Genomic DNA, 19,967 nt, shown 5'->3' with positions numbered 1-19,967 from the left:
TCACCAGACATTGAAAATCAACAAAATTGTTTGATGTTCGATGCTGTGAGTGCCCACACAGATTGCTTGATTCAAATTGTTAAAGAGCGTCACGCTTGTCGCGTTGAGGAGGCGCATATTACGCTCCCCACTTCGAAAGTCAAGCGATTGATTTCGCTTTTCTTTCGGCGCCGGCTTCACAAGGAAGCTGGCTCATCAGGTTGGCGTGTTCCGCCGTGCTGGTAGGGGCGCATTATAGGGAGCCGCGCCGCGATGACAAGAGGAAATCTGCGAAAAATGGCACTTTTTGCCGTTTAGCGGTTCGAATGCCTATTTATCAAACAAAAAGCCCCGCATCCGCGAGGCTCAAGCCAGCAATGGCGCGGAGTTGCTATCTTTTTGACCAGAATTCACGGGCAAAACTGCGCACCTTTTCCCAATCGGTAAACTCGAGGTCCTTGCTGGTATCCGTACTGCCACCCGTGATCTTCATGATCAGCTGAATGATGCGGGTCTGCCACCAGTTGTAGCGGGAGTACTGCAGTGCGCCGGCAAACACCCCCAGCGTTTTCGGCTTCCAGGGGGAGAGACGCAGGAACTTCTTCATATAGGCATTGGTCTGCGGCGTCTGCTTCTCCGGCTTGCGCGCGGTCAGGTTGACGCAGAAGAAGGCCGCATTGGCCACCTCCAGCTGTTCATGGTGCGCATGGATAAAGCTGAGCAGGCTGGGATGGAAGTTGCCGTAACGAATGGAGGCACCGATCAATACCTTCTTGAACTTGCTGAGGTTGCACATGGGCAATGTGTGCAGGTCATGCATCACCACCTCGCAGCCTGGCATTTCCTCCAGCATGACATCCACGATTTTCCGTGTTTGCCCATCCCGAGAGGAATAAAGCACCAAAATCTTGTCCATACCTACCTCAACTACGCCAGAATGCGGGGGTAAACAGTACCAGAAGCGTGAAAATTTCCAATCGACCAAACAGCATGGCGACTATCAGGATCCACTGGGCTGTCGCCGATATATTGCCAAAGTTGCTGGAGACCTCGCCCAGCCCGGGCCCCACGTTGGTGAAGGCGGCTGCCACGGCCGTGAATGCGGTCACCTCGTTCAACCCTGTCATCAGCAACAGCAGCATAAAGATGAAGAACAGGATGATGTAGGTGGCAAAGTAGCCCCACACCGCCTCGACGATCCGCTCGGGCACCGCGCGGCGTCCCAGTTTGAGGGTATAGATGGCGCGTGGGTGTACCAGTCGCTTGAGCTCGCGCATCCCCTGCAGGAACAGGATCATGAAGCGCATGACCTTGATGCCGCCCCCGGTGCTGCCGGCACAACAGCCAATAAAGGCGGAGAACATCAGCAACATGGGCAGGAAAGAGGGCCAGTCGGCATAGCTGGTCGTGCTATACCCCGTAGTCGTACCGAGGGACACCGCCTGGAACAGACCGTGGTTGAGCGCCTCCTGCCAGGTGGCGTAGTGGCCATGGGTCAGCAAGGCGACGAAGCAAATCAGCACCAGGGTCGCCTGGATTGCCAGAAACACCTTCAATTCGGGATCGCGCAGATAACTGCTCAAGCGGACCGGCTTGTGGGCAAACACCATGAAGTGCAGAGCGAAGTTGACGCTGGCCAGCAGCAGGAACAGCACTGTGATCAGGTTGATGGCCGGGCTGTTGAAGAAACCGATACTGGCATCGTGAGTCGAGAAGCCCCCCACCGACAGGGTGGAGAAGGAGTGGCAGATGGCGTCGAACAGCGTCATGCCGGCCAGCCAATACGCCAGAGCGCAGAGCATGGTCAGCAACAGGTAGATGAACCAGAGTGCCTTGGCCGTCTCGGCGATGCGCGGGGTGACCTTGTTGTCCTTGACCGGCCCCGGAATTTCGGCGCGATAGAGCTGCATGCCCCCGATACCGAGCAGCGGCAGTATGGCCACCGCCAGCACTATGATTCCCATGCCCCCCAGCCACTGCAGCAGCTGGCGATAGAAGAGGAAGGCCTTGGGCAGATTGTCCAACCCGGTCAGCACGGTCGCCCCCGTGGTCGTCAGGCCGGAGAAGGATTCGAAGAAGGCCTCGGAGACCGTCATGCCGGGCACCTCTCCCAACAGGAACGGCAAGGCCCCCACGCTGCCCAGCACCACCCAGAACAGCACCACGATAAGAAAACCCTCCTTGGATCTGAGGTCTTTCTTATGATGGCGGTTGGGGAACCAGAGCAGAGCACCGAGCAGCAAGGCGATGAAGAAGGCATTGACAAACTCGGCACCGCCACCGTCACGGTAGCCAAAGGCAACCATCGCGGGCAGCAGCATGGTCGAACTGAATAGCGCGACCAGCAGGCCAACGATACGAATGATGCTCAGAATCTGCATTCCGGCTCCCTCTTCAGGCTAAAAGAGCGATGGATTCTAGCCATCTAAGGGGCGAAGGGATACCCGTCCATGGGTCCGGTCGGTCAATTCTCGGTCAACCCGGGCCCAAACAGCGGATCCCCACGCAACCCGCAGGGTGACGCGGGAGCCATAGTCGGCCTCCAGCAACTGGCCGTGATGGCTGCCGAGCAGCGCCTCCACCACCCCCATGTCGGCATAGTCACACTGGATGAGAGAGGGTGTCTGCTGGCGCTTGACCCGGGTCTCGAGTCGCTTGAGCGCGGCGCCCACACCACCCCCATAGGCCTTGACCAGACCGCCGGTGCCCAGCAGCACGCCGCCGTAGTAACGCACCACCACGGCGGCCACTTCACCGAGTCCTGAGCCCATCAGCTGGGCCAGCATGGGCTTGCCGGCCGTCCCCGAGGGCTCACCATCATCGCTGAAACCGTAAACCTGGCTGTCCTGCGGTGCACCGGCGACAAAGGCCCAGCAGTGATGCCGGGCCCCGGGGTGTTGCTGCCTTATCTCGTTGACCCACACCTTGGCGGCCTCGACCGTCGGGGTGTGCGCGATCAGGGTGATGAAGCGGCTCTTCTTGATCTCTTCACTCACCGCCAGCGGCGCGGCCGGAATGGCATAGTCTGCCGTCATCAGAGTCCCGCTTGTCTGGTCAGGTTCTCCACCCCGTTGGCGTGCAACACTATGTTGTCCTCGATGCGGATGCCGCCAAACGGACGCAGCGCCTCCACCTTGTTCCAGTTGACCCGCTTGCCCTGCTCGCCCTGACGCAGCGGCTCCAGCAGGCTGTCGATGAAGTAGAGGCCCGGCTCTATGGTGAACACCTGGTCCACCTCCATCACCCGGGTACAGCGCAAATAGGGGAACTGTTCGGGAGCCGCCAGGTGAGTGCCGCGCTCGTCCTGCATGAAGCCGCCTGCATCATGCACCTGCAGGCCCAGGAAATGACCCAGACCATGGGGGAAGAAGACGTTGGTCACCCCTGTGTGGATCATCTCGTCCACCGACATGTCCACCAGTTCGACCGCTTGCAGCAAGCGCGCCAGCCTGTGATGCATCTGCAGATGCAGCTCGTTGTAACGGCGACCCGGTTTGATCTCCTCGATGACCTCCTGCTGCTGCGCATCCAGCGCCGCGATCAGATCGGCAAACTCGCCACGGCGCCAGGCCCAGGTACGGGTGATGTCGGAGGCATAACCGTGAAAATCCACCCCGGCATCGATGAGGAAAGAGTGGCGCTCCGCATCCGGCACCCGCAGGGAGGAGAGATGGGTGTAGTGGAGGATGGCCGCATTGCGGTTGATGGCGACGATATTGCCGTACGGTGCCTCATTGGCCCCCTGCCCGACCGCCTTCATGTAGGCCAGATTGATCTCGAACTCGCTCGCCCCCGCCATGAAGGAGTCCTTGGCCGCGACATGGCCACGCACGCCGATGCGGTTTGCTTCGCGCAGGCACTCCAGCTCATAGGGCGTCTTGTAGGCACGGTGATAGTGCAGATAGTTGAGCACGGCCTCCGGGTTGGGCTGACCCAACCCCAGCAACTCGGCGACCTCGAGATGACCGCCCAGATAGGCCCACTCCTGCTTGCCGGCAGGCAGGTGATCGGCAACCTGCTCCGGCCTCGTCAGGAAGCGGATATCGAAGAAGTCGACCCAGAAGGCATTGGGCAGGTCCGCCACCTTGTGCCAGAAATCCACCGGCCGGTAGAACAGCAACACCGGCTTGTTCACACCATCCACCAGCAACCAGCAGTGGGGGTTGTCCAGCACCGGCAGCCAGGCCTTGAAGTGCGGATTCACCTTGAAGGGGTAATCCTGGTCGTCGAGGAAGATGCGGTGGGTCTGGCCGGAGTGGATGGCCAGGCCGCTGAGCCCCTGCTGTTGCAGTATGTCGCGGGTGCGCTGCTGCAAGGTATCTAGGTGCTGGGCAAAAAGTTGGCTGTAGCTGCTCATGGCGTCCTGCTCCGGGAGAAATGTGATTTCAGCATAACATCAAGCGAATCAAGGCTCGAACCGTCAAGCTATCGCTTCGTGAGGTAACGCATACGTTACAAGGCTTTTGTTATGAAACAAAAACCAACCATTAACAAATAAAAAACAATTCAATACACTGCCGGTAGATACATGCAGTCAGGGACTACTCATGCACAACCTTTGCCTGTGGCAACCGGATCAGGAACGGATTCAACAATCCAACCTCCAGCAGTTTATGGCCGAGGTCAACCGCTTCCATGGCCTGCAGCTGCACAACTATGCCCAGCTCTACCAGTGGTCGGTGGAAAAGACCACCCGCTTCTGGCCGCTGGTGTGGCAACACTGCGGCGTCAAGGGCGAGCTGGGGGACATAGTGGCAGAAAACCGCCAGGATATGCAGCGCACCCGCTGGTTCCCCGACAGCCGGCTCAACTTTGCCGAAAACCTGCTGCGCCGTCAGGATGAGAGCCCGGCCATTATCTCCCGCATCGAAGGCAGCCCAAGCCGCACCCTGAGCTGGCGTGAACTGGCGGATCAGGTGGCCAGGCTGGCCCAGTGGCTGCGCAGCCAGGGCATAGGCAGTGGCGACGTGGTCGCCGCCTACCTGCCCAATATCCCGGAAACCGTGGTGGCCATGCTGGCAACCACCAGCCTGGGCGCTATCTGGACCTCCACCAGCCCCGACTTTGGCGAGGCCAGCGTGGTGGAGCGCTTCGGCCAGACCCGGCCGCGGGTGCTGTTTGCGGTAGACGGCTACCGCTACAACGGCAAGGCCATCGACATTCAGGACAAAGTGGCGGGCGTGGTCGGCCAGATCGACAGCATAGAGCAGACTGTGCTGATCCCGCTGCTCGGCAATCCCCTGCGGCTTGGTCACGACTGGCATCAGGTGCTGGCGAGCCAGCCCGGGGCCCAGCTCGCCTTCGAGCCCATGGGCTTCAACGATCCGCTCTACATCCTCTATTCGTCCGGCACCACTGGCAAGCCCAAGTGCATAGTGCACGGCATAGGAGGCACCCTGCTGCAACATCTGAAAGAGCACCAGCTGCACTGCGACATCAAGCCGGGGGAGCGGGTGTTCTACTTCACCACCTGCGGCTGGATGATGTGGAACTGGCTGGTGAGCGCGCTCGCCTCCGGCGCGACTCTGGTGCTCTATGACGGCTCCCCCTTCTATCCGGACGGCAATGTACTGTGGGATCTGGCTCGCGATGAGCAGGTCGCCCTGTTCGGCACCTCGGCCAAGTATCTGGATGCGCTCAACAAGCAGGGCTATGCCCCCATCAAGACCCACGAGCTGCCGCAGCTGCGGCTCATCTGCAGCACGGGCTCAGTGTTGTCGCCGGAAGGGTTCGACTACGTCTACCAGCAGATCAAAAAAGATGTACAACTCAGCTCCATCTCCGGCGGCACCGACATCTGCTCCTGCTTCGTCATCGGCAATCCCATCAGCCCCGTCTATCGCGGCGAGAGCCAGGGGCGCGGCCTCGGCCTCGCGGTGCAGGTGTTCAACGAGGCGGGCCAGCCGGTGCAGGGCGAGAAGGGCGAACTGGTCTGCACCAAGCCTTTCCCGGCCCAGCCCATCGGCTTCTGGGGGGACGACAGCGGCGACAAATACCACGCCGCCTATTTCGAGCGGTTCGACAACATCTGGTGCCACGGCGACTGGATCGAGCTGACCGACACCGGCGGCATCCTCTTCTATGGCCGCTCCGATGCCACCCTCAATCCGGGGGGCGTACGCATCGGCACCAGCGAGATCTATCGCTATGTCGAGCAGCTCGACGAGGTGGAAGAGAGCATAGTGATAGGCCAGCAGTGGCAGCAGGACGAGCGGGTGGTGCTGTTCGTCAAGCTCAAGCCCGGCCTCAAGCTGGACGAGCCGCTGCGCGAGCGCATTCGCCAGCAAGTAAGGCAGCACTGCACCGCCCGCCACGTGCCCGCCCGCATCCTGCAGGTGGATGCCATTCCCCGCACCAAATCCGGCAAGATAGTGGAGCTGGCGGTGCGGGAAGTGGTGCACAACAGACCCGTCAACAACACTCATGCCCTCGCCGATCCCGAGGTGCTGAGCCAGTATCGGGACAGGCCCGAGCTGGCCAGCTGATGGCACACAAGGTTAATAAAGGCGTCATGAGACGCCTTTATTTTGGCTGTTAGCCTGAGGCGAGCTTTTACTCGAGATCTGTTAAACAAATGTTTTAAATAGGTGTTGAAATTGTCTTCTTTTGGATCAATAGTGAGCCTCGCCCCCTGCTGGGGATAAAGGAGCAACACCCCCCACCGAGTGGGAACAAGGAGACACTCTCATGATCTACCAAGGCGAAACCCTGTCGGTCAGCTACCTCGAACACGGCATTGCCGAACTGAGGTTTGATGCCCCGGGTTCAGTCAACAAGCTGGATCGCGCTACCCTGCTCTCACTGAGCGAAGCGATCGCCGCATTAAAACAAGAACGTGAACTAAAAGGTCTGATCCTCACCTCCGGCAAAGACGCCTTCATCGTCGGCGCCGACATTACCGAATTCCTGGAACTGTTCGATCTGCCGCAAGAAGATCTGCTCGGCTGGCTGAAAAAGGCCAACGACATCTTCAGCGCCATCGAAGATCTGCCGGTGCCGACCCTCTGTGCCATCAAGGGCCACGCCCTCGGCGGCGGCTGCGAGACCATACTCTCCACCGATTTTCGTCTGGCCGACACCAGTGCCAAAATTGGCCTGCCGGAGACCAAACTCGGCATCATGCCGGGCTTTGGCGGCACGGTTCGTCTGCCGCGCCTGATCGGCGCCGACAACGCGCTTGAGTGGATCACCACAGGCAAGGATTACCGTGCCGATGACGCCCTCAAGGTGGGTGCCGTCGATGCCGTGGTCGCTCCCGAGGCACTGCACAGCGCCGCCGTGCAGATGATGAAAGACGCCATCGCGGGCAAGCTGAACTGGCAGAGCCGCCGCGCCGCCAAGAAGGCCCCGCTGCGTCTCTCCAAGCTGGAAGCCATGATGAGCTTCAGCACCGCCGCCGGCATGGTTGCCGCCGTGGCGGGCAAACACTATCCGGCCCCCATGACGGCGGTTAAAACCGTCGAAGCCGCCGCCGGCATGAGTCGTGACGAGGCGCTCGTCGTCGAGGCACAGGGCTTTATCAAGCTGGCCAAGACAGACGTGGCCAAGGCGCTGGTCGGTATCTTCCTCAACGATCAGCACATCAAGGCGCTGGCCAAGAAGGCCGCCAAGCAGGCAGCCAAGGCCACAAGCCACGCCGCCGTGCTGGGTGCCGGCATCATGGGTGGCGGCATCGCCTACCAGTCTGCCAGCAAGGGCATTCCGGCTGTGATGAAGGACATCAACGAGAAGGCGCTGGCGCTTGGCATGGGCGAAGCCACCAAGCTGCTAAACGGTCAGCTCGAGAAGGGCCGCATCGATGGCATCAAGATGGGCCAGGTGCTCTCCGCCATCACCCCGACCCTGAGCTATGACAGCGTCAAGCATGTGGATCTGGTGGTCGAAGCCGTGGTCGAGAATCCCAAGGTGAAGGCCGCCGTGCTGGGCGAAGTGGAAGGCATTATCGGTGACGACGCCGTCCTCGCCAGCAACACCTCCACCATCCCCATCTCCCTGCTGGCCAAGGGGCTGAAGCGTCCGCAGAACTTCTGCGGCATGCACTTCTTCAACCCTGTGCACCGCATGCCGCTGGTGGAGATCATCCGCGGCGAGCAGACCTCCGATGAAACCATCAACCGCGTGGTGGCCTACGCCGCCGCCATGGGCAAGTCGCCGGTGGTGGTCAACGACTGCCCGGGCTTCTTCGTCAACCGCGTGCTGTTCCCCTACTTCTTCGGCTTCAACAAGCTGGTCGCCGATGGCGCCGACTTCGCCGCCGTCGACAAGGTGATGGAGAACGAGTTCGGCTGGCCCATGGGCCCGGCCTACCTGCTGGACGTGGTCGGCATCGACACTGGTCACCATGCCGGTGACGTCATGGCGCAGGGCTTCCCGGCGCGCATGAGCAAGGAAGGTCGCACCGCCATCGATGTGATGTACGACGCCAGCCGCTTCGGTCAGAAGAATGGCAAGGGCTTCTACGCCTACGAGCAGGACAAGAAGGGCAAGCCGAAGAAGGTGGCCGATGTGGCCGCTTACGAGCTGCTGGCCCCCATTGCCAAGCCGAAACAGGATTTCGACAAGGAAGCCATCATAGCCCGCATGATGATCCCCATGATCAACGAGGTGGTGCTCTGTCTGGAAGAGGCCATAGTCGCCACGCCGGCCGAGGCCGACATAGCGCTGGTCTATGGTCTGGGCTTCCCTCCCTTCCGTGGTGGCGTGTTCCGCTATCTGGACACCATAGGTCTGGATCGTTACGTGGCCATGGCCGACCAGTATGCCGATCTGGGCCCGCTCTACCGCGTCAGCGACAAGCTGCGTGAGATGGCTGCCCAGGGCAAAACCTTCTACTGATTGCGGAAAGGAGATCCATTCATGAAAGACGTAGTCATTGTCGACTGTATCCGGACCCCCATGGGCCGGTCCAAGGGCGGCGCCTTCCGCAACGTGCGTGCAGAAGATCTGTCCGCGCACCTGATGAGCTCCATCCTGCTGCGCAACCCCAACCTAGACCCGAACGAGATCGAGGACATCTACTGGGGCTGCGTACAGCAGACCCTGGAACAGGGCTTCAACATAGCCCGTAACGCTGCCCTGCTGGCGGGGATCCCCAAGCAGGTAGGTGCTGTCACCGTCAACCGTCTGTGTGGCTCCTCCATGCAGGCGCTGCACGATGCCTCCCGCGCCATCCAGGTGGGTGATGGGGACATCTTCATCATCGGCGGCGTGGAGCACATGGGCCATGTGCCCATGAGCCACGGCGTCGACTTCCACCCCGGCATGGCCAAGTCGGTGGCCAAGGCCTCCGGCATGATGGGGCTGACCGCCGAGATGCTGGGCAAGCTGCACGGCATCAGCCGTCAGCAGCAGGACGAGTTTGCCGCCCGCTCCCACCGCCGCGCCTATGCCGCGACCGTGGAAGGACGCTTCGCCAGAGAGATCGTCGGGCTGGAAGGGCATGACGCCAGCGGCGCCCGCTTCTTCTACGACTACGACGAGGTGATCCGCCCGGAGACCACGGTCGAAACCCTGAGCCAGCTGCGCCCAGTGTTCGACCCGGTCAACGGTACAGTGACCGCCGGTACCTCCTCGGCCCTGTCCGACGGCGCCTCCGCCATGCTGGTAATGAGCGCGGATCGGGCCAAGGCGCTGGGGCTGACCCCGCGCGTCAGGGTGCGCTCCATGGCCGTGGCCGGTTGCGATGCCGCCATCATGGGTTACGGCCCTGTGCCCGCCACCCAGAAGGCGCTCAAGCGTGCCGGTCTGACCATAGGCGACATAGATCTGGTCGAGCTGAACGAGGCGTTCGCCGCCCAGTCCCTGCCTTGCGTCAAGGACCTGGGGCTGCTGGACGTAGCGGAAGAGAAGGTCAACCTGAACGGCGGCGCCATCGCGTTGGGCCACCCGCTGGGCTGCTCCGGCTCCCGCATCTCCACCACCCTGATCCACCTGATGGAGGAGAAGGACGCTACTCTGGGTCTGGCCACCATGTGCATAGGTCTGGGCCAGGGCATAGCAACCGTGTTCGAACGGGTGTGATGTCAACGGCTCGCCCTCCCTTCGACAGCGAGGGCGAGCCAGAATTGTCTCTTTTGGGGTCGGCCTTGCCGGCCCGTCATCGAGTCTGTGGAGATCGCCACACGGGGTGATCGCCTGTCGTCGGAATCTGCGTGTTGGCCGCCCCGTTTGGGTCGGCCTTTTTTATTTACGGGACGCGATATGGGAGGATATTGCCCATAACCTCACATTAGATGGGGGGCTTGCTTGCTTTTTGCTCCCCCGACAGGTTCAATCTGCACAAAAAAATGGGTGGATGCACATACATATGTCAACGAGCAAACAACTGCTGATCGTCGACGACGACCAAGAGATCCGCGAGCTGCTCAATGAATACCTGACCAGGGCGGGTTTCCAGGTATTGACGGCGGCGGAAGGAAACGAGATGCGCCAGCAGCTCGCCCTGCACAGCCCTGACCTGATTATTCTCGATATCATGATGCCAGGCGACGACGGTTTTACCCTCTGCCAGCAGATCCGTCGCGACTCCCAGGTGCCCATCATCATGCTGACCGCCGCCTCCGATGAAGCGGACCGGGTGATCGGCCTCGAACTCGGCGCCGACGACTACATCGCCAAGCCATTCAGCCCGCGCGAGCTGCAGGCCCGCATCAAGGCGCTGCTGCGCCGCGCCGAATTCCGCCAGCCGGAAAAAGAGAAGGAACCGAGCCGCCGGCTGCGTTTTGCCGAGTGGACCCTGGACACCCTGAGCCACCAGCTGACCCACGAGGATGGCAGCCTGCTGGATCTCTCCGGCAGCGATGCCCTGCTGCTCGGCATGTTCCTGCAACAACCCGGCGTGGTGCTGGACAGAGACACCATCTCGGACGCGACCCGCGGCCGCGAGAGCCTGCCGATGGAGCGCGGCATAGACGTGCAGATCAGCCGTCTGCGCCAGAAACTGGGTGACAACGGCAAGAGCCCGCGCATCATCAAGACCATTCGCGGCAGCGGCTACATGCTGATCGCCGAAGTGCACGAGATCCCATGAAGGGTAAAAAGGTAGCGATGGCATGCTGATCGACAAGAGGCACGAGACCCCATGAGAACGAGGTGGTTCTGGCGGGCGCTGGTACCCCGCTCCCTGTTGTCGCGGATGCTGCTGCTGTTGCTGCTCGCCATCCTGCTCTCCCAGACCATACTCACCGGCATCTGGATGCAACAGATCCAGAAGCGGGAGCTGGAAGGCATGCTCAGCACCACCCGCAACCTGGCGCTGTCGGCCGCCTCCACAGTCAACTTCTTCAAATCCTTGCCGCTGCAGTACCGCCACATAGCGCTGGACCAGCTGCGCAACATGGGCGGCAGCCGCTTCTTCGTCTCGCTGAACGAGGAGGAGATCCACATCAGCGCCATCCCGGAGAGCGAGCGCAAGACGCTGGTGCTGAAAGAGGTGCAGGGCGTGCTGACCCGCAAGCTCTCCGATGCCATGGCCATCAAGGTGGACTTCTCCCGCCCCGAAGAGCTGCACGTCTTCAACAACGACACCCTGCTGGCGGACCTGCCCTCCTCCTGGGCCCGCTATACCCTGTCGCTGGAGCCGCTCAATCCGCCGGTGCTGGTGACCCAGATAGAGATAGAACCCGGTGAGTGGCTCTATCTGGCGGCCCTGCTGCCCGCCCCCTACATGACGCTCGACGATACCGTCATGCCGAGCAACCAGGTGCGTTTCATCGCCCTGATGACTGTCTTCCTCTGCTTCTTCACCTTCCTGCTGGTGCGCTGGCAGACCCGGCCGCTGCGCCGGCTCGCCAAGGCGGCGGTCAATCTCGGCAAGGACATAGACCAGCCCTCGCTCAAAGAGGAAGGGGCGTCGGAAATCGTGGCGGCCACCCGCGCCTTCAACATCATGCAGCACCGCATCCGCCGTTATATCGATGACAGGGAGCGGCTGTTCAGCTCCATCTCCCACGATCTCAAGACCCCCATCACCCGGCTGCGGCTGCGGGTCGAGCTGCTCGATGACGAGGTGCAGATCGGCAAGTTCAACAAGGATCTGGACGAGCTGGAGCTGATGGTCAAAGGGGCGCTGCAGACGGTGAAAGACACCGACATCCACGAGAACATAGAGCAGCTGGACATAGACGCCATGCTGGAGCAGATGGCCGAGTCCATGAACCTGCATGACGAGCGGCTGACCATAGAGGGCCACTGCAAGCAGCTCTACCGTGGCAAGCCGCTGGCCCTCAAACGCTGCATCGGCAACCTGGTGGACAACGGCATCAAGTACGGCCAGAAGGTGCGCATCATCATCATGGACGACGAGGAGATGCTGATCCTCTTCATCATGGATGAGGGCCCGGGCCTGCCGGACGATCAGTTCGAGCGCATCTTCGAGCCCTACTACCGGCTCAGCACGGATCTGGCCGGTACCGGCCTTGGCCTGGGCATAGCCCGCAACATAGCCCACGCCCACGGTGGCGATCTGGTGCTGGAAAATCGCCCGCAGGGCGGCCTGCAGGCCACCCTCTCCCTACCAAGGCAGTAACCTTATGAAGTTGTTCCCGTTTGCCATTGTCGCCCTGCTCTCCCTGCCTGTAGGCGCCTCCCAGGTGGAGGTGCTGCACTGGTGGACCTCCGGCGGTGAGGCCAAGGCGGTGGAGGTACTCAAGTCCGAGTGGACCGAGCAGGGCAACCAGTGGAACGATTTCGCGGTGCAGGGCGGCGGCGGCAAGAGCGCCATGACGGTACTCAAGAGCCGGGCGCTGGCGGCCAACCCGCCGGAGGCGGCGCACCTCAAGGGCTATGAGCTGAGGGAGTGGGCCGGGCTCGGCTTCCTGCGCGATCTCACTCCCATGGCCGAACACCTGGGCTGGTATCCACAGCTGCCCGCCATGGTGCGGGAGACCCTCAGCCAGAATGGCGCCCTGATGGCGGTGCCCACCGGCATCCACCGCGTCAACTGGCTGTGGCTCAACCGCAAGCTGTTCGACAAGCTGGGGCTGACCCCGCCCACCGACTGGAACCAGTTCGTGGCCGTGGCCGAACGGCTCAAGGCGCAGAACATCACACCGCTCGCCATCGGCAACGAGCCCTGGCAGCTGGCGGTGTTGTTCGAAACGGTGGCGCTCGGCGAAGGAGGCAAGGAGTTCTATCGCAAGGCCTTCGTCGAACTGGACGGCGCCACCCTGACCGGTCCCGACATGGTACGGGTGCTGACCCGCTTCCAGCAGTTGCGCGCCTATGTGCCCAAGAGCTTCATCGGCTTGAAGTGGCACCAGGCCACCAACCAGCTGGAGACGGGCGAGGCCGCCATGCAGCTGATGGGGGACTGGGTGAAGGGGGAGCTGAGCGTCAGCAACTACAGGCCCGGTGAAGACATAGAGTGCCTGCCCAGCCCGGGCAGCGAAGGGCTGTTCAGCTACAACCTGGACTCCATCGCCATGTTCAAGCAGCGGGATCCCGCCCAGTTGCAGGCACAAGGCGAGCTGGCCCAGTTGCTGATGACGCCGCGCTTCCAGCAGGAGTTCAACCGGGTGAAGGGCTCGATCCCCGCCCTCACCAAACCGGACATGAGCAAGTTCGATCGCTGCGCCCTGCGCTCCTACCAGGATTTCCTGCTGGCGGAGCGCGAGGGCAACCTGCTGCCCAGCATGGCGGAAGGGATGGCAACGCCCACCAACATGCGCCAGGCGATCATGGATGTGCTGAGCAACTTCTTCAACGACCCCAGGGCCAACCCGGAGCAGACGGCGCTGCATCTGGAGCGGGCCATGCGCTCGACCCGCTAGCCCTTTCCCGACGGCCAGAAACGACAAAGGCGGATGATGCATCCGCCTTTGTCATCGTGGGAGAAATCCGGGAGCTAAGTGTTGTCGTTCTCGTCCTCATCTTCGTCGTAGTAATCGCTGAGCTCGATCCAGAGCCCCAGTCCGATCATCACCATGGAACCGAACCAGGTGCCTGTGTTACCGATCGGGCTGCCCATCACTATCATGGCGAAAGCCAGGAACCCCATGCCTGCGTAGGCTTGCAATCTGCCGTAGGAGACCTGCATATTCACACCTCCTTGTTGAATATGGTTCAATTTTTATATTACTCACAAGACGGGGACTAGATAGGGCCAGATAACACTTTGGTTACATATGCTGCTTCCAGCCCCAGTTATTTGATTATTTTTTCGCCGTGAGTATCATTGGCAGCTGAATTGGTTGAAGGTTGATTATTGATGAGTGCTTTATTCTGCGATGCAACCCATGAGTTGGACGCAATCGGGCTTCGTTATCCCGAACCCGTGACGATAGCGCGCAAGAAAGTGCGGCTGAAGGTTGATTATTAATGACTACTTTATTCTGCAATGCGACTCACGAGTTGGATGCAATCGGGCTTCGTTGCCCGGAACCCGTGACGATTGCGCGCAAGAAGGCGCGGCTGAAGGTTGATTATTCATGAGTACTTTATTCTGCGATGCGACTCACGAGTTGGATGCAATCGGGCTTCGTTGCCCGGAACCCGTGATGATGGTGCGTAAAAAAGTGCGGCTGATGGCCCAGGGCGAGACCCTGCTGGTCAGCGCCGACGATCCCTCAACCACCCGCGATATCCCCAGCTTCTGCCGCTTCATGGATCACACCCTGATCGCCAGCGAGACAGAGCAGGCCCCCTACCGCTATCTGATCCGCAAGGGTCAATAAGCCCAGTTTCGGAGCAAACATGACAACCATTACCCGAGTCGGCACCACCCAGCGTTGGTCAGACGTGGTCATTCACAACGGCACCCTCTATGTGGTGGAAGTCCCCGTCAGCGAAGAGGCCGACATTCACCAGCAGACCCGCGAAGTGCTGACCAGCCTGCAGCGCCTGCTGGAAGCCAACGGCTCCGGGGTCGACAAGATCCTGATGGCCAACATCTATCTCAAGGACATTGCGGACATAGCCGCCTTCAACGAGCTGTGGGATGCCTGGATCCCGGCGGGTACGGCGCCCGTCCGGGCCTGCGTACAGGCTCGCCTGGCCCACGAAGGCTACAAGATCGAGATTCAGCTGACCGCTGCGGTGTAAGCCGCCCATCCAGCAGCTGGATAGCAAAAGGCCCCGCCATCACTGGCGGGGCCTTTTTGTTACCACAAACCGGACGACTTAGGCAGTCGGGGTCAGGGTAATGGTCACGCGGCGGTTCTGGGCCTTGCCGGCGGTGGTGCTGTTGCTGGCAACCGGCTGATCCGGGCCCACACCGCTGGTAGCGATGCGGCTGCCGGTCACACCCTGGCCGATCAGCTGGGCGGCAACGGCATCGGCACGCTGGGCGGAGAGCTTCATGTTCAGATCGCGAGAGCCTGTGCTGTCGGTGTGGCCGACCACATTCAGGCGGGTCTTGTCGAACTCGGCAACCACCATGGCCACGCCGGACAGGGTGTTGGCACCGGCCGCTTTCAGCTGGGCGCTGGAGCTGTCGAAGGTGACGTTGTTCGGCATGTTGAGGATCAGCTCGTCGCCATTGCGGGTCACGCTGACGCCAGTGCCCTGCAGCTTCTCGCGCAGCTTGGCTTCCTGCACGTCCATGTAGTAACCGATACCGCCACCCAGGGCGGCACCGGCGGCCACGCCAGTCAGGATCCCCTTCTTGCGATCACCCTTGCTGGAGGAGAGCGCGCCCACGGCGGCGCCCGTCGCGGCGCCGGCCAGCGCCCCCCAGGCACCCTTGGAGGTCTGGGATTCACCGGTATAGGGATTGGTAGTACAGCCGGTCAGGGCAATGGTCAGTGCCAGAGCTGGCACCAGGATCTTGGCTCGCATGAAAAAACCTCTATGAATACAGTCCGGCACCATGCCGGGGGCCGGATTGTAACGCGCCACCACGCCATTGTCTGACGCAGGTCTGAACGGTTGGCGAGAGTGAACACTTTTTGCGCACCAGCGGCGCTTGGCGGGCCAAATTCGGCTACAAATGCAGCCGAATTCGTCGCAAGGAGGAGGATAACCGACAGCCCCAGGCCATTCGGTGTGACCGATAGCCCTTGGCGGGCGTCTGGCACGGGCGATAAGCAGCCTCAGGCCAGTTGCTGACACTCGCCGTGGCAGGGGCAGGTCACCAGATGATCGTTCACCATGCCCACCGCCTGCATGAAGGCGTAGCAGATGGTGCTGCCGACGAAGGTGAAGCCGAGCTTCTTGAGGGCCTTGGCCATGGCATCCGACTCCGGCGAGGTGGCGGGAATATCGCCGTTTCCCTGCCGCTGATTGACGATGGGAGCGCCGCCGACAAAGCCCCATAACAGCTCGGCAAAATCGATCCCCTGCGCCTCCAGCGCCAGATAGGCGCGAGCGTTTTTGATGATCGACTGCACCTTGAGGCGGTTGCGGATGATGCCTTTGTCCTGCATCAGCCGCTCCACATCCTGTTCGTCAAAGCGGACGATGAGATTGGGATCGAAGTCCGCATAGGCGCGGTAATAGCTGTCGGTGCGTTTGAGAATGGTGATCCAGGAGAGCCCCGCCTGCTGGCCATCGAGGCAGAGCTTGGCAAACAACTCGCGCGGGTCACGCACCGGCCGCCCCCACTGCTTGTCATGGTATTCGATATATTCCGGGTCCCTGGTCACCCAGGCGCAGCGCAGTTCCATTCTTCGTCTCCTGTTATTTTTCTCTGCCCGACTCTCTGTCCGACTCTCTGTCCGACAGGGGGATTTCATCGGCCACATGAGAGGGCTTCCATCCCGGGCCAACCAGGCCCGGCGCAGCCCCGCCCCATGAATCCCCTACAATTTCGCCTATTATCCGACCATGCCAGACGGTATACTCCTTCGGTTCACATTCAGCAAATCTTGCTCTGATTTCACTTCGCGCGAAAAACACTATGCAAAAATTCGATGTCAAAACCTTTCAGGGCCTGATCCTGCAGCTGCAGGACTATTGGTCCCGCCAGGGCTGTACCATCATTCAGCCGCTGGATATGGAAGTGGGTGCCGGTACTTCCCACCCCATGACCTGCCTGCGCGCCCTGGGCCCGGAGCCCATCGCCTGCGCCTACGTGCAACCGTCCCGCCGTCCGACCGACGGCCGCTACGGTGAGAACCCGAACCGCCTGCAGCACTATTACCAGTTCCAGGTGATCATCAAGCCGTCCCCCGACAACATCCAGGAACTCTACCTCGGCTCCCTGAAAGAGCTGGGCATGGATCCCGAGATCCACGACATCCGCTTCGTGGAAGACAACTGGGAAAACCCGACTCTGGGCGCCTGGGGTCTGGGCTGGGAAGTCTGGCTCAACGGCATGGAAGTGACTCAGTTCACCTACTTCCAGCAGGTTGGCGGCCTCGAGTGCAAGCCGGTCACCGGCGAGATCACCTATGGTCTCGAGCGTCTGGCCATGTACATTCAGGGCGTGGACAGCGTCTATGACCTGGTGTGGTCCGATGGCCCCCTGGGCAAGACCACCTACGGCGATGTGTTCCACCAGAACGAGGTGGAACAGTCCACCTACAACTTCGAACACGCAGACGTGGACTTCCTGTTCCACTGCTTCGAGCAGTACGAGAAAGAGGCCCAGCACCTGCTGGCTCTGGAAACGCCGCTGCCGCTGCCCGCTTACGAGCGCATTCTGAAAGCCGCCCACTCCTTCAACCTGCTGGATGCCCGCAAGGCCATCTCGGTCACCGAGCGTCAGCGCTACATACTGCGCATTCGCACCCTGACCAAGGCCGTGGCCGAGGCTTACTACGCCTCCCGCGAAGCGCTGGGCTTCCCCATGTGCAAGCGCACTGAGAACAAGCAAGGTTAAGGAACGGACATGGCACAACATACATTTCTGGTAGAGATCGGTACGGCTGAGCTGCCGCCAAAAGCCCTGCGCTCCCTGGCCGAAGCCTTTGCCGACAACTTCAAAGCCGAGCTGACCAAGGCAGATCTGGCCTTCGGCGACGTCGAGTGGTTCGCCTCACCGCGCCGTCTGGCGCTGAAAGTGAGTGAGCTGGCTGGCGAGCAGCCGAGCAAGAGCGTCGAGAAGCGCGGCCCGGCCGTCTCCCAGGCGTTCGATGCCGACGGCAAGCCGACCAAGGCCGCCGAAGGCTGGGCCCGCGGAAACGGCATCACGGTGGAACAGGCCGAGCGTCTGGTCACCGACAAGGGCGAGTGGCTGGTTCACACCGCCAAGGTCGAAGGTCGTCCGGCGCGCGAGCTGCTGGGTGAGCTTGTAGCTTCATCTCTAGCCAAGCTGCCCATCCCCAAGATGATGCGCTGGGGCGACAAGACCATTCAGTTCGTGCGTCCGGTGTTCACCGTGACCCTGCTGCTGGACGGCGATCTCGTGCCTGCCCACATCCTGGGTATCGACTCCGCCCGCACCATCCGCGGTCACCGCTTTATGGGCGAGCCAGAGTTCACCATCGACAACGCCGGCCAGTACCCGCAGATCCTGCTGGAAAAAGGCAAAGTGGTTGCCGACTTTATGGCGCGCAAGGCCAAGATCAAGGCTGACGCCGAAGCGGCCGCTGCCGCCTTCGGTGGCGTCGCCGATCTGGACGACGCCCTGCTGGAAGAAGTCACCGCCCTGGTCGAATGGCCTGTGGTGCTGACCGCCAACTTCGAAGAGAAGTTCCTGGCCGTACCGGCCGAGGCGCTGGTGCACACCATGAAGGGTGACCAGAAGTACTTCCCGGTCTACGACAAGAGCGGCAAGCTGCTGCCGAAGTTCATCTTCGTCACCAACATAGAGTCGAAAGACCCGAGCCAGATCATCAGCGGCAACGAGAAGGTGGTTCGCCCCCGTCTCTCTGACGCCGAGTTCTTCTTCAAGACCGATCTGAAGCAGAGCCTGGCCTCCCGCCTGCCGCGCCTCGAAACCGTGCTGTTCCAGCAACAGCTCGGTACCGTCAAGGCCAAGGTCGAGCGCATAGAGACCGTCGCCGGCTTCATCGCCGAGCGCATCGGTGCCAACGTGGCTCAGGCCAAGCGTGCCGGCCTGCTCTCCAAGTGTGATCTCATGACCAACATGGTCGGCGAGTTCGCCAGCACCCAGGGTGTCATGGGGATGCACTACGCCCGTCACGACGGCGAAGACGAAGTGGTGGCCGTGGCCCTGAACGAGCAGTACATGCCGCGCTTCGCCGGTGATGCCCTGCCGTCCGCTCTGGAAGCCTGCGCCGTGGCGCTGGCCGACAAGCTCGACACCCTGGCCGGCATCTTCGGCATCGGCATGCTGCCCAAAGGCGACAAGGATCCCTTCGCCCTGCGTCGCGCCGCCATCGGTGCCCTGCGCATCATGACCGAGAAGCAGCTGGATCTGGATCTGGTTGAACTGGTGGAAGAAGCGGTACGCGTCTACGGCGACAAGCTGACCAACAAGACCGTCGTCACCGACGTGGTCGACTTCATGCTGGGCCGCTTCCGCGCCGCCTATCAGGACGAAGGCATAGGTGCCGACGTGGTTCTGGCCGTACTGGCCCGCCGCCCGACCCGCCCGCTGGACTTCGATCGTCGCGTCAAGGCCGTCAGCCACTTCCGCAGCCTGGATGCCGCCCTGGCCCTGGCCGCCGCCAACAAGCGCGTGAGCAACATCCTGGCCAAGGTGGAAGGCGAGCTGCCGACCCTGGTCAAGCCGGAGCTGTTGCAGGACGCCGCCGAGAAGGCGCTGGCTACCCAGGTTGCAGCATTGCAATCCGAGCTGGCCCCGCTGTTCGCCGTCGGTGACTATCAGGCCGCCCTCACCCGTCTGGCCGCCCTGCGCGAGCCGGTCGACACCTTCTTCAACGAGGTGATGGTGATGGCCGACGACGAGGCCCTCAAGGCCAACCGTCTGGCGCTGCTGAACAACCTGCGCAACCTGTTCCTGCAAGTGGCGGATATCTCCCTGCTGCAGTGATCTTGGTTGGGTAAGTGATATAAAAAACGGCGCCGCGAGGCGCCGTTTTTTTGACCAAGGAAGATAAATATCTACATTCAATAGGAATAGGGGGCTTAACGATAGTGTTCTACCTCTACTCGAATTACCACATTACAGGTATGCTACCGTA

At 61.3% G+C, this 19,967-nt stretch carries 18 protein-coding genes; 11 read left to right on the top strand and 7 right to left on the bottom strand.

What is annotated here, in order from left to right:
* A partial coding sequence (locus AACQ95_RS05785) for a hypothetical protein (RefSeq protein ID WP_241280929.1) occupies positions 1 to 225 on the top strand: 225 nt, incomplete at its 5' end.
* A 145-nt stretch (positions 226 to 370) separates the two neighbouring features.
* Here the strand turns inward: AACQ95_RS05785 and hemG are convergent.
* The 4 genes from hemG to pepQ are packed head-to-tail and all read right to left on the bottom strand — an operon-like array spanning position 371 to position 4,336.
* Complete coding sequence (gene hemG / locus AACQ95_RS05780; protein WP_043135870.1) at positions 371 to 895, bottom strand: menaquinone-dependent protoporphyrinogen IX dehydrogenase; 525 nt, start codon at positions 893 to 895, stop codon at positions 371 to 373.
* 7 nt (positions 896 to 902) lie between these two features.
* Positions 903 to 2,360, bottom strand: coding sequence for a TrkH family potassium uptake protein (locus tag AACQ95_RS05775; RefSeq protein ID WP_043135869.1), 1,458 nt, complete (start codon positions 2,358 to 2,360; stop codon positions 903 to 905).
* A gap of 36 nt (positions 2,361 to 2,396) precedes the next feature.
* Positions 2,397 to 3,014: a YigZ family protein gene (locus AACQ95_RS05770; protein WP_241280928.1), complete on the bottom strand. Its 618-nt coding sequence runs from the start codon at positions 3,012 to 3,014 to the stop codon at positions 2,397 to 2,399.
* Complete coding sequence (gene pepQ, locus AACQ95_RS05765; RefSeq protein ID WP_241280926.1) at positions 3,014 to 4,336, bottom strand: Xaa-Pro dipeptidase; 1,323 nt, start codon at positions 4,334 to 4,336, stop codon at positions 3,014 to 3,016. The genes AACQ95_RS05770 and pepQ overlap by 1 nt, the downstream gene beginning before the upstream one ends.
* A 190-nt stretch (positions 4,337 to 4,526) precedes the next feature.
* Between pepQ and AACQ95_RS05760 the strand changes: the two genes are divergently transcribed.
* The 6 genes from AACQ95_RS05760 (at position 4,527) to AACQ95_RS05735 (ending at position 13,748) form a co-directional block, all read left to right on the top strand.
* On the top strand, positions 4,527 to 6,464 hold the full coding sequence (locus tag AACQ95_RS05760; RefSeq protein ID WP_241280924.1) for an acetoacetate--CoA ligase: 1,938 nt from the start codon (positions 4,527 to 4,529) through the stop codon (positions 6,462 to 6,464).
* Between the two features lie 202 nt (positions 6,465 to 6,666).
* Positions 6,667 to 8,814: a fatty acid oxidation complex subunit alpha FadB gene (fadB, locus tag AACQ95_RS05755; RefSeq protein ID WP_241280922.1), complete on the top strand. Its 2,148-nt coding sequence runs from the start codon at positions 6,667 to 6,669 to the stop codon at positions 8,812 to 8,814.
* Positions 8,815 to 8,835: 21 nt separating this feature from the next.
* Positions 8,836 to 9,999, top strand: coding sequence for an acetyl-CoA C-acyltransferase FadA (gene fadA / locus AACQ95_RS05750; protein ID WP_042867410.1), 1,164 nt, complete (start codon positions 8,836 to 8,838; stop codon positions 9,997 to 9,999).
* A 286-nt stretch (positions 10,000 to 10,285) separates the two neighbouring features.
* Positions 10,286 to 11,008 (top strand): response regulator, encoded by a 723-nt coding sequence (locus AACQ95_RS05745; protein ID WP_042867409.1) that lies wholly within the window; start codon positions 10,286 to 10,288, stop codon positions 11,006 to 11,008.
* 51 nt (positions 11,009 to 11,059) lie between these two features.
* Entirely contained in the window at positions 11,060 to 12,505 is a 1,446-nt protein-coding gene (locus AACQ95_RS05740; protein WP_042867408.1) for an ATP-binding protein, read from the top strand.
* 4 nt (positions 12,506 to 12,509) lie between these two features.
* Complete coding sequence (locus tag AACQ95_RS05735) at positions 12,510 to 13,748, top strand: ABC transporter substrate-binding protein (RefSeq protein ID WP_098981351.1); 1,239 nt, start codon at positions 12,510 to 12,512, stop codon at positions 13,746 to 13,748.
* Positions 13,749 to 13,822: 74 nt separating this feature from the next.
* Here AACQ95_RS05735 and AACQ95_RS05730 read toward each other — a convergent pair whose 3' ends face one another.
* Positions 13,823 to 14,014 carry a hypothetical protein gene (locus AACQ95_RS05730; protein WP_042036104.1) on the bottom strand — a complete coding sequence of 64 codons (192 nt, stop codon included), beginning with the start codon at positions 14,012 to 14,014 and terminating at the stop codon, positions 13,823 to 13,825.
* Positions 14,015 to 14,405: 391 nt separating this feature from the next.
* Between AACQ95_RS05730 and tusA the strand changes: the two genes are divergently transcribed.
* Both tusA and AACQ95_RS05715 read left to right on the top strand, forming a co-directional pair.
* On the top strand, positions 14,406 to 14,651 hold the full coding sequence (tusA, locus tag AACQ95_RS05720; RefSeq protein WP_103472982.1) for a sulfurtransferase TusA: 246 nt from the start codon (positions 14,406 to 14,408) through the stop codon (positions 14,649 to 14,651).
* A gap of 19 nt (positions 14,652 to 14,670) precedes the next feature.
* Positions 14,671 to 15,018, top strand: a complete 348-nt coding sequence (locus AACQ95_RS05715; protein ID WP_241280919.1) for a RidA family protein — start codon at positions 14,671 to 14,673, stop codon at positions 15,016 to 15,018.
* Between the two features lie 78 nt (positions 15,019 to 15,096).
* On the opposite strand, the gene AACQ95_RS05710 is transcribed toward AACQ95_RS05715, so the two are convergent.
* Positions 15,097 to 15,753 carry an OmpA family lipoprotein gene (locus tag AACQ95_RS05710; protein ID WP_043135845.1) on the bottom strand — a complete coding sequence of 219 codons (657 nt, stop codon included), beginning with the start codon at positions 15,751 to 15,753 and terminating at the stop codon, positions 15,097 to 15,099.
* 254 nt (positions 15,754 to 16,007) lie between these two features.
* The gene (locus tag AACQ95_RS05705) at positions 16,008 to 16,580 is read right to left on the bottom strand and encodes a DNA-3-methyladenine glycosylase I (protein WP_098981346.1); all 573 of its coding nucleotides are present in this window, start codon (positions 16,578 to 16,580) and stop codon (positions 16,008 to 16,010) included.
* A 233-nt stretch (positions 16,581 to 16,813) separates the two neighbouring features.
* Here AACQ95_RS05705 and glyQ point away from each other — a divergent pair, with 233 nt between their 5' ends.
* Positions 16,814 to 17,737: a glycine--tRNA ligase subunit alpha gene (gene glyQ / locus AACQ95_RS05700; protein WP_005320598.1), complete on the top strand. Its 924-nt coding sequence runs from the start codon at positions 16,814 to 16,816 to the stop codon at positions 17,735 to 17,737.
* A gap of 9 nt (positions 17,738 to 17,746) precedes the next feature.
* Positions 17,747 to 19,816 carry a glycine--tRNA ligase subunit beta gene (gene glyS / locus AACQ95_RS05695; RefSeq protein ID WP_241280917.1) on the top strand — a complete coding sequence of 690 codons (2,070 nt, stop codon included), beginning with the start codon at positions 17,747 to 17,749 and terminating at the stop codon, positions 19,814 to 19,816.
* The last annotated feature ends 151 nt before the right edge of the window (positions 19,817 to 19,967 follow it).

Origin of the sequence: Aeromonas sp. MR19 (assembly GCF_963899305.1) — a bacterium.
Lineage (GTDB): Bacteria > Pseudomonadota > Gammaproteobacteria > Enterobacterales > Aeromonadaceae > Aeromonas > Aeromonas bestiarum.
Note: the sequence above shows the minus strand (reverse complement) of the source record. Positions and strands in the feature narration are given on the sequence as shown.